This is a genomic window from Nocardia sp. NPDC020380 (genome assembly GCF_044386975.1).
Classification (GTDB): Bacteria; Actinomycetota; Actinomycetes; order Mycobacteriales; family Mycobacteriaceae; genus Nocardia.
The window spans coordinates 23,778-34,192 of the sequence record NZ_JBIRVQ010000021.1 but is presented as its reverse complement, the minus strand read 5'-3'; the positions used below and the strand labels follow the sequence as shown (position 1 = coordinate 34,192).

At 69.0% G+C, this 10,415-nt stretch carries 6 protein-coding genes; 5 read left to right on the top strand and 1 reads right to left on the bottom strand.

The annotated features are described in order from the left end of the window. The first annotated feature begins 20 nt into the window (after positions 1-20). From ACH438_RS40990 to ACH438_RS40970, 5 genes are read left to right on the top strand one after another with little or no spacing between them, the layout of a single operon-like run. A complete protein-coding gene (locus tag ACH438_RS40990) occupies positions 21-6,134 on the top strand; it encodes a type I polyketide synthase (protein WP_397015673.1) in 6,114 nt (2,037 codons plus the stop codon). Positions 6,135-6,163: 29 nt separating this feature from the next. Next, entirely contained in the window at positions 6,164-7,030 is an 867-nt protein-coding gene (locus ACH438_RS40985; RefSeq protein ID WP_397015671.1) for a 3-hydroxyacyl-CoA dehydrogenase family protein, read from the top strand. Between the two features lie 10 nt (positions 7,031-7,040). Further along, positions 7,041-7,316 (top strand): acyl carrier protein, encoded by a 276-nt coding sequence (locus tag ACH438_RS40980; protein WP_397015669.1) that lies wholly within the window; start codon positions 7,041-7,043, stop codon positions 7,314-7,316. Then, on the top strand, positions 7,313-8,422 hold the full coding sequence (locus ACH438_RS40975) for an acyl-CoA dehydrogenase family protein (protein WP_397015667.1): 1,110 nt from the start codon (positions 7,313-7,315) through the stop codon (positions 8,420-8,422). The genes ACH438_RS40980 and ACH438_RS40975 overlap by 4 nt, the downstream gene beginning before the upstream one ends. 14 nt (positions 8,423-8,436) lie before the next feature. Beyond that, entirely contained in the window at positions 8,437-9,555 is a 1,119-nt protein-coding gene (locus ACH438_RS40970) for an HAD-IIIC family phosphatase (protein ID WP_397015665.1), read from the top strand. Positions 9,556-9,640: 85 nt separating this feature from the next. Here ACH438_RS40970 and ACH438_RS40965 read toward each other — a convergent pair whose 3' ends face one another. Next, on the bottom strand, positions 9,641-10,306 hold the full coding sequence (locus ACH438_RS40965; protein ID WP_397015663.1) for an O-methyltransferase: 666 nt from the start codon (positions 10,304-10,306) through the stop codon (positions 9,641-9,643). Between the last annotated feature and the right edge of the window lie 109 nt (positions 10,307-10,415).

Below are 10,415 nucleotides of genomic sequence, written 5' to 3'. Positions count from 1 at the left end.
TCGACAGCGAAAGGACTGCTATGACAACGGACCAGGTGGTCGAGGCGCTCCGCGCCTCCCTGCTGGACAACCAGCAACTGCGCCAGGAGAACCGCAAACTCGCCGAGCAGGCGCGCGAGCCGATAGCGATCGTCGGCATGAGCTGCCGATTCCCCGGTGGCGTGCGGACACCGGAAGACCTGTGGCAGTTGCTGATCGACGAGCGCGATGGCGTCACGCCCGTCCCCGCCGACCGCGGCTGGGACCTGCCACAACAACCCGGAACTCCTGCCCTGGCCGGCGGATTCCTGCACGACGCCATGGAATTCGACGCCGGATTCTTCGGAATCTCACCCCGCGAAGCCTTGGCGATGGACCCGCAGCAGCGACTCCTGCTCGAGGTCTGCTGGGAGAGCATCGAACGCGCCGGTATCGATCCACAGCGCCTGCGCGGCGGCGACACCGCCGTGTTCGCGGGAGTCATCAACAGTGATTACGGCAGCCGTCTCGGCCACACACCCGAGGATCTGGCCGGATTCCTCGGTACCGGAACCATTCCCAGCGTCGTCTCCGGTCGCATCGCCTACCTGCTCGGGTTGCAGGGGCCCGCGGTCAGCCTCGACACCGCCTGCTCGTCGTCGCTGGTCGCGATCCATCTGGCCTGCCAGGCTTTGCGCGCGGGCGACACCTCTCTCGCCCTGGCCGGCGGCGTCACCGTGATGTCCGCGCCCGGCGTGCTCAGTGGCGCCGCGCGGCAGGGTGGGCTGGCCCGCGACGGCCGCTGTAAGTCGTTCTCCGACAGCGCCGATGGCGCTGCCTTCGGCGAAGGTGTCGGCGTGACCCTGCTGGAGCGGCTCGGCGATGCGCGGCGCAACGGTCATCCGGTCCTGGCGGTCATTCGTGGCTCGGCGGTCAACCAGGACGGCGCGAGCAACGGCCTGACCGCCCCCAACGGCCCGGCACAGGTCCGCGTCATCCGAAAGGCTTTGCACAACGCGGGTTTGTCGCCCGCGGATGTCGATGCGCTCGAGGCGCACGGCACCGGCACGGTGCTCGGTGATCCGATCGAGGCGCAGGCCGTGCTCGAGGTGTACGGCCAGGACCGTCCGATGGGGCGCTCACTGCTGCTGGGTTCGCTGAAATCGAATCTGACGCACACGCAGGCGGCGGCCGGAGTCGGCGGCGTCATCAAGATGGTGCTCGCCATGCGCCATGGCCTGCTGCCGCGGTCGCTGTACATCGAGCAGCCGAGTGCGCAAATCGACTGGAGCCAAGGCGATGTCGCGCTCCTGACCACCGCCCGTCCGTGGCCACTCACCGGGCAGCCACGACGGGCCGCGGTGTCCTCCTTCGGCGCCAGCGGCACCAACGCCCATCTCGTCCTCGAATCCGCGCCCGGAGATGCGGATACGGTGCCACCGGCCCGCGCTGAGGGCCCGACGGCATGGCTCTTGTCGGCCCGGACACCGGCGGCCCTGCGCGCACAGGCCGAACGATTGCACGCGCATGTCAGCGCCGACCCCGGTCTACATCCCGCGGATGTCGGAATGTCGCTGGCACTCGGCCGATCCCGATTCAGCGAGCGCGCGGCAGTGGTCGGCGCCGACCGCACCGAACTGCTCGATGCCCTGGCCGAAGTCGCGCACGCGGACAGCGACCACCCCGGTGCAACTGCCGGGAAGCCCGGCAAGATCGTCTTCGTCTTCCCAGGTCTCGGCGCGGAATGGCCGGGCATGGCCGCCGAATTGCTCGACAGCTCACCGATTTTCGCGGCTCGAATGGCCGAGTGCGCCCGTGTGCTCGCGAACCACCTCGACTGGTCACCCCTCGCGGTCCTGCGGCAGGAGCCCGGCGCACCCTCGATCGACCAGGTCGAAGCGCTACAGCCGGTGCTGTTCTCGGTGCTGGTGTCCCTCGCCGCGGTATGGCAGGCCCACGGCATCGAACCCGCCGCCGTAATCGGGCACAGCCAAGGCGAAGTCGCCGCCGCTTGCGTCGCGGGGATCCTGTCCCTGGAAGACGCTGCCGCGATCGCGGTTGCGCGCAGCCGCGCCCTGTCTGCCGTCACCGGCGGCGGCGCCATGGCCACCGTGCTGCTCACCGCCGACGAGGCGGAGAAGCTGATCGACGGATACGACGGCCGCCTCTCGATCGCCGCGGTCAACGGCCCGCGCGTGGTGGTCCTCGCCGGCGAAGCCACCGCTCTCGACGAATTCCTCGCCGACTCCGACGATGTGATGGCCTTCCGCACCCCGATCGACTACGCCCCGCATTCGGCCGTCGTCGATTCGGTCCGTGACCCCCTCCTCGCCGCGCTCGCCACCGTGCAGCCCGCCCCGGGAACCGTCCCGATGCTGTCCACGACCGAAGCCGAGTGGGCGCGACCCACCGAGCTGGGCGCGGAGTACTGGTTCCGAAACCTGCGCCAGACAGTGCGTTTCCACGACGGTCTCCAGATCCTCTTCGACGCGGGCTACCGAACGTTCGTCGAAGTCGGCCCGCACCCCACCCTGACCTTCAATATCCAGGACGCCGCCGCCGAAGCCGGTCTCGACGGCCTCACCGTCCTGGAAACCCTGCGCCGCGGCGAGGGCGATGCACGCCGCCTGCTCGCGGCCTTCGGTCAAGCCCACGTATCGGGCCTGCCGATCGACTGGCGTCCAGTGTTCGAGCAGGCGGGCGCGCGGCGCGCGGACCTGCCGACCTACGCCTTCCAGCGCACCCGCTACTGGCTCGACCCGGCTCCGGCGGGCGGCGACCCCGCCGCCATCGGCCAGGACGACCCGCACCATCCGCTACTACGCGCCGCGATCGACCTACCCGATGCCGCCGGAACGGTTTTCACCGGCCGCCTCTCGGTATCGGCTCAGCCCTGGCTGGCCGACCACGCTGTGCGCGGCACGATCCTGCTCCCCGGCGTCGCGTACCTCGAAATGGCAGCCCACGCCGGCCGCCACCTCGGCTGCGAACTCATCGAGGAACTCACCCTCTCCGCACCCCTGGTACTCGCCGGCGAACCCGACGGCCGCGCCATACGGCTGCGCCTCACGGTCGGCGCCCCCGACCCCGCAGGTCGGCGCACGGTCGAAATCCACTCGCAGCCAGAAGACTCCGACCCTGACACGGAATGGACCGTCCACGGCAGCGGCGTGCTGGCGTCTACACCCGTAGTGCCTGAACCTGCGCCGGAACCGATGTCGTGGCCGCCGGTGAGCGCACGTCAGCTGGGAGTCGAGCGGCTCTACAGCGTGCTGGAGGCGCGAGGTGTGGAGTACGGGCCCGCTTTCCGGGGTCTGCGTACTGCGTGGTCGTCCGGTGCGGAGATCTTCGCCGAGGTCGCGCTGCCCGACACCGTGGCGGACGGGTTCGGTGTGCACCCCGCACTGCTGGATGCCTTCCTGCACACCATCACGCTGCGTAATGCGGCCGCCGAGACGGATCCGGACTCGCAGCCGGCAGCTTCCGGTGTGCCCCTGCCCTTTTCGTGGCAGGACGTGCGGATCTGGGCCGATGCTCCGGCGGGCGGTGTGTTGCGGGTCGTGCTCCGCCCGCAAGGTGCGGACGCGGTGTCGCTCGAGGTCACCGATGCCGACGGGCGGCCCGTGGTGACTGTGGGAACGCTGGCCATGCGCACCGCGTCCTTCGATTCCCTGCGTGCGCCGACGGATTCGCTGTTCCGTGTCGAATGGCCCCTCCTCGACGCTTCTGCCACCATTGGGACGCCCCTGTCGGCAGTTCGCTGTGCCGTCATCGATGGCGGAGACGAGTGGCTGTCCTCCGTGGCCAAGCTCGGTGCAGGCGATGAAACAGCTGGTCTCGATGCAGTGCTACTGCCTTGTCCGCCAGCGGACTCCGATGTCGCGGCGGTGCACGCTGTCACCGCGAGGGTCCTGAACCACCTGCATGCCTGGCTGGCCCGGCCCGCCGCGGATTGCCCGCCGCTGGTCATCGTGACTCGCGGTGCCGTGGATCTGGGTGAGCAGCCCCTCGATATCGCGGGTGCTGCCGTCTGGGGTCTGGTTCGTTCTGCCCAGCAAGAGAATCCGGAGCGGTTCGTTCTCCTGGACACCGACGATGACACCGCCACAACGGAACTGCTCGCCGCGGTGCTGACCAGTGGCGAACCGCAGGTTGCACTGCGGGCGGGAGCGATTCACGTCCCGCGGCTGACCCGGGTGCGCGCCGCGACCGAACCGGCCGAATCCTTCGACGGCACGGGCACCGTCCTGCTGACCGGAGGCACAGGCACGCTTGCCGGCATCCTCGCCCGGCACCTGGTGACGACGCACGGCGTGCGTCACCTCCTGCTGATCGGCCGTCGCGGCCCCGCAGGCTCGGAGGAATTGGTCGGTGAGCTGACCGAATTAGGCGCGCACGTGACCGTCGAATCCTGCGATGTCACCGACCGCGCGGCCGTCGACGCGCTGCTCGCGCGCATCCCCGACGAGCATCCACTGACCGCGGTCGTGCACACGGCCGGCGTCATCGACGATGCCATGCTGGGCGATGTCACCCCCGAACGCCTGAGCGCGGTACTACGGCCCAAGATCGACGGCGCATGGAATCTGCACGAGGCCACGCTCGGCCTGCCGCTGCGCGCATTCGTGGTGTATTCGTCGATCGCCGGTGTCCTCGGCGGACCCGGGCAATCGGCGTACGCGGCCGCCAATGTCGCCATGGACGCCTTGATGGCCACCCGCCACCGCTCGGGTCTGACGGCCAAGTCACTCGCCTGGGGCCTGTGGGAGCAGCGCAGCGATCTGACCGCCGCACTGTCCGAGGTCGATCTGAACCGTATGTCGCGCAGTGGTATTCGTGGCTTGTCCGCCGAAACCGGCGCCGCACTCTTCGATGCGGCCCACGCTGTGCCCGACCCGCTGCTGGTCCCAGCCGATCTCGACCTCGCGGCCCTGCGCGGCGGCCCGGTACCGCCGCTGCTGCGCACGCTCGTACGCTCCCCGCGCCGGTCCCAGCCCACGACCGATGACCGGCTGCGTGACCGCCTCGCCACCGCGAGCGCCGAGGAACAACCGGGGATCCTGCTGGAAACCGTGCGGCAGTACGCCGCCCGGATCCTCGGGCACGACGATGCCACCGCGATCGGGGCCGATGACCAGTTCCTCTCGGTCGGATTCGACTCGCTGACCGCCTTGGAGCTGCGCAACCGCTTGGCCGCGGCCCTGGGAGTCGCCTTGCTCCCGACGGTCGTCTTCAGCAGCGGCACCCCGGCCAAACTCGCCGAACTGGTAGCCGCAGAGTGGAAATCGGCGCCGACAGATTCCCGAGCCGCAGCATCGCAGCCCGCGGCCGCGTCCGACACCAACCCGGTCGGCACGCTGTTCCGTCGGCTGGGCCGGCGCGGCAAGGCCGATGAGGCCATCGATCTGCTCAAGAACGCCTCCGCCCTGCGCACCGAATTCCGCACCGCCGCCGAACTACGCGGCACCGACGAACCGCCGCAACTGATCCGGATCACCGCCCACGACGACGCGCCCGAATTGGTGTGTCTCGGTTCCCTGGTAGCGCTCGGCGGCGGTCACCAGTACGCCCGCTTTGTCGCACAGTTCCGCGGCACCTACGGCGCGAGCGCCTTGTCGGCGCCGGGTTTCGTTGCCGCCGAGCGTCTCCCGTCGAGCATGGAAGCGCTCTTCGACTATCAGGCCGAGGAGATCCTGGAACAGGTCGGCGGGGACCGTCCGCTGGTCCTGCTCGGTTCCTCCTCCGGAGGCATCGTCGCGCACGGCGTCGCCGGGCAACTGGAGCAGCGCGGTGTCCATCCGGCCGCCATCGTCCTGCTCGACACCTACCTGTCCTCGGACAAGGCGATGACCCAGTTCAACAACGTGCTCCTGCAAGGCATGTTCGATCGCGAGGAGCAGGCGGTCCCGATGGACGATGCCCGCCTCACCGCGATGGGCAAGTACTTCCGCCTGCTCGACGACTACCGCCCGCCGCTGGTCTCCGCGCCCACCCTGCTGGTGCGGGCCTCGAGCCCGCTCGGCGAATCGGCGCCCGCGGTGGGTGATTGGCGTTCGAGCTGGCCCGGCGCGCACACGGTCGTCGATGTGCCCGGCGATCACTTCTCGATCCTGGAGCAGCATTCGGCCACGACCGCCGGCGCCGTCTCCGACTGGCTCGAATCGATCCTGTCCTGACCCGAATGTATTGAGAGGAAGGCTCATTGATGAAAACGGAACCCGAGTCCGGCGCCAGTCAGCTCATCGCGGTGGTGGGCGCCGGTGTCATGGGTGTCGGTATCGCCACCCTCGCACTGGTTCGCGGGCTGCCGGTCATCCTGGTCGATGTCGACGACACCCGGCTGAGCGAGGCCCACACCAGAATCGCGGCGGAACTGCGGATGGCCCAGCTGATGGGCCGCCTCGCCGACGACGAGGCCGCTGGTGCGCTGACGACCACCACCGCGATCGCCGATGTCGCGCCCGCGACCGTGGTGATCGAGGCGACGACCGAGGACCTCGCGGTCAAGGCGAAGGTGTTCGCCGAGATCTCCGCGGTGGTGGCTCCCGGCACCCCGCTGGTCTCGAATACCTCGTCCATCCCGGTCGACGAGCTCGCCGCGTTCGCGCGGCGGCCCGAGGACGTGGTGGGCACCCATTTCATGAACCCGCCGTACCTGATTCGCACGGTCGAGGTCATCCGTGGCGTCCGCACCGGCGAGCACACCATGGCATCGCTCTCGGGTGCACTGGCCGCACTGGGCCAGGATCCCGTCGTCGTCCGCGATACCCCGGGCTTCGTCACCAGCCGTGTGCTGCACCCGATGATCAACGGCGCGGCCCGCGTCGTCGAGCAGGGCACCGCCACCGCCGAGGACGTCGACGCGCTGATGGAGAACTGCCTCGGCCATCGCACCGGCCCGTTGCGCACCGCCGATCTGATCGGCATCGACAACCTGGTCGATTCGCTGCAGGTCCTCTACGACCGCACCGGTGACGAGGGCTGTCGCCCCTGTGACCTGCTGCTGGAGAAGGTCCGGCTGGGCCACCACGGCCGCAAGTCCGGCCGCGGTTTCTACGAGTACACGAACTGAGGAGAAGGCAATGGACGCAACCAATATCCAGACCGAGCAGGCCGAAAGCACTGATATCCAGCAGGATGTGCTGACCTTCCTCGACGCCCAGACCAAGCGCTCCTGGGGCCCGGAGGCCGATCTGTTCGCCGCCGGTGGCCTGTCCTCCCTGTTCGCCATGCAGCTGGTGGTGTTCCTGGAGAAGACCTACGGCATCGCCATCCGCGGAAAAGACCTGCGGCTGGACAACTTTCGCACCGTGGTGAACATGGTGGCACTGGTGGAGCGGCTCCGGGGCGACCGGTGAGCGGCGGCCTCACCGCCGCCCGCGAGGCGGCCACCGACCTCGTGGGCGATCAGGCCGAGCACTGGGATCGCACCGGACTGCTGCCCCGCGATCTGCTGAGCAAGCTCGGCGCCGCCGGATACCTGTGCCCGCAGGTCGCGGCCGGGCACGGCGGCCTGGGCTGGGACAGCGCCCTCGATGGCGAGTTCACCGCGCACGTCGGAAGTCTGTGTTCCTCGCTGCGCAGCATCATGACCTCGCAGGGCATGGCGGCCTGGACCATCGCGCGGCTGGGCACCGAGCAGCAGCAGGCCGAATTCCTGCCGCGGCTCACCGGCGGGGAACTGGCCGCGGTCGCTTTCAGCGAACCCGGTGCCGGCAGCGACCTCTCGGCCATCGGGACCCGCCTTGTCCGCGACGGGGATTCGGTGATCGTCGATGGGCACAAGACGTGGTCGACGGCCGCAGCGTACGCGGATTTCGTTGTGGTTGTGGGCATTATGGACGATGGCGGCGCGGGCGCGGTGGTGGTGCCGACTCGTGCGCCCGGGGTGCGAGTGGAGCGGATCGACGACCCGCTGGGTTGCCGCGCGGCCGGACATGCCGACCTGTACCTGAAGCAGGTGCGGGTGCCTGCTACGCATCTGCTCGGTGACGGCGGTCAGTTCCTGCCGCTGGTGGTGACGACGGCACTGGCCTACGGCCGCATGTCGGTCGCGTGGGGGTGCGTCGGCATCCTGCGTGCATGCCTGGCCGCCGCCGGTACGCACGCCCGGTCGCGTGAGCAGTTCGGCCGGACGCTGGGCGGTCATCAACTCGTCGCCCGGCACCTGGCCGACCTGCTGGTGGCCGAGCAGACCGCCACCCGCGCTTGCGAGTACGCCAGCCGCTGCTGGGACGAAGGCTCCCCGGACCAGGTGTTCGCCACCGTGCTCGCCAAGCATGTCGGCGCCACCCAGGCAGCACGCGGCGCCGCGATCGCCGTGCAGGTCCTGGCCTCGGCCGGGACCCGCGACGGGCACGCGGTGGCGCGCGCGTACCGCGACGCCAAATGCATGGAAATCATCGAGGGCAGCAACGAGATGTGTCAGCTGCTGCTGGCCGATCACGTGCTGGCCAATGCCTGACCGGAGAGGTGAGCATGACCACGAAATCGGAACCCGCGCAGCCTGTCACGGTCAAGTGCCTGGTCTGGGACCTCGACAACACCCTGTGGCAGGGCACGCTGCTCGAAGACGGTGAGGTGGTGCTCGCCGACGCCATCCGCGAGGTGATCGTCGAGCTGGATTCGCGCGGCGTCCTCCAATCGGTATGCAGCCGCAACGATCATGACCTGGCTTGGGCGCGGCTCGAATCCCTCGGGCTCGCTGAGTATTTCGTGCTGCCCGAGATCGGCTGGGGGCGTAAGTCCGATGCGGTGCGCCGCATCGCCGAACAGTTGAACTTCGCGCAGGGGACCATCGCGTTCATCGACGATCAGCCCACCGAACGCGCCGAGGTGACCTATCACCTGCCCGAGGTGCGCTGCTATCCGGCGGAGGCGGCGGCCACGCTGACCGGACTGCCCGAGTTCACGCCGGCGGTGAGCACCGTGGACTCGCGCCGGCGCCGTGAGATGTATCAGGCGGGGTTCCGCCGTGATGCCGAGCGCACCGAATTCGAGGGTGCGGACGAGGATTTCCTGCGCTCGCTCGAGCTCGTACTGCGCATCGGGCGCGCCACCGAGGAGGAGCTGTCCCGGGTCGAGGAACTGACACTGCGCACCAGCCAGATGAACGCCACCGGTGTGCACTACTCGGATGCGACGCTGCGCGCACTGTTGCGAGATCCGAACCATGAGGTGCTGGTCGCGGCCATGTCCGACCGTTTCGGCCCGCACGGCGCGGTGGGTGTCATCCTGATCGAAAAGCATTCGACCGTCTGGCATCTGCGGCTGCTGGCCACCTCGTGCCGGGTCGTGTCGTTCGGTGCGGGGTCGACTTTGCTCGCCTGGCTCGGGGGGCAGGCGTATCGGGCGGGTGTGCATTTCGTGGCCGACTTCCGTCCCACCGACCGGAACCGCATGATGGAGATCGCCTACCGGTTCGGCGGATTCGACGACGAGCCGTGCGATTGCCGCGCCGCCCTTCCGGCCCCCGAGGTCGAGGGTATCGAGCGACTGCACCTATTGCCCGCCGAGTGGAGCGGGTCGGCCACCACCCGGCTGGAGGCGACCGATGTCATCGGCGCGCCGGCAACCGGCCTCGAAGCTGCGCGCTGATCCTGAGCCGAAAGCCCCGGCGAGACAGCGATAACCGCATCTCGCCGGGGCTCAGGCGTTGGTACACACGATATTCCGTGAGGGCTCAGGGGAGTCGGCGGGCGAGGGTGATGCCGTCGGCCATGGTGAGCATGCTGATCTCCACGCGGTCGTCGGACTGCAGCCGGTTATTGAGCTCGCGCACGCCCTGCGTGTCTGCATCCTGTGCGGCCGGATCGGCGACCCGCCCGAAGAACAGCGTGTTGTCCACCACGATCAGGCCGCCGGGCCGCACGAGGTCGAACGAAAGTTCGTAGTAGCGCGGGTAATTGGCCTTGTCCGCGTCGATGAACACCAGATCGAACAGTTCCGGGCCTTCTTTGACCAGGAGCTCCTCGAGCGTCGCGCTGGCGTCGCCGACCCGCAGTTCGATGCGGTCGCTCACCCCGGCGCGATCCCAGTACGGCATGCCGATCGACGGCCACCGGTCGGTGATATCACAGGTGACCAGGCGTCCCGCCGCCGGCAGCGCACGCGCGAGGCACAGCGTGCTGTACCCGGTGAAGGTGCCGATCTCCAGAATCGCGCGGGCGTTCACGAGTCCGGCGAGCAAGCCGAGCAGTTGTCCTTCCTCGGCGAGCACCTGCATGGCCGTGCCACCGGGCAGATCGGCTGTCTCCGTCCGCAATTCGCGCAGGATCTCGTCCTCGCGCAGGGAAACGTCGCGGATGTAGTCGGTGAGTTGTGCGGTGACGGCAATCTGATCAGCCACGATGATCCTTCGTAGGGGAGTGGTCAGGGCGGTGCGCACCGGCGCGACCCTCGTCCGGCGTGTGCACCGCGGGCGAATTCGATGCTGGCAGGGGCCGATATCGTTTCCG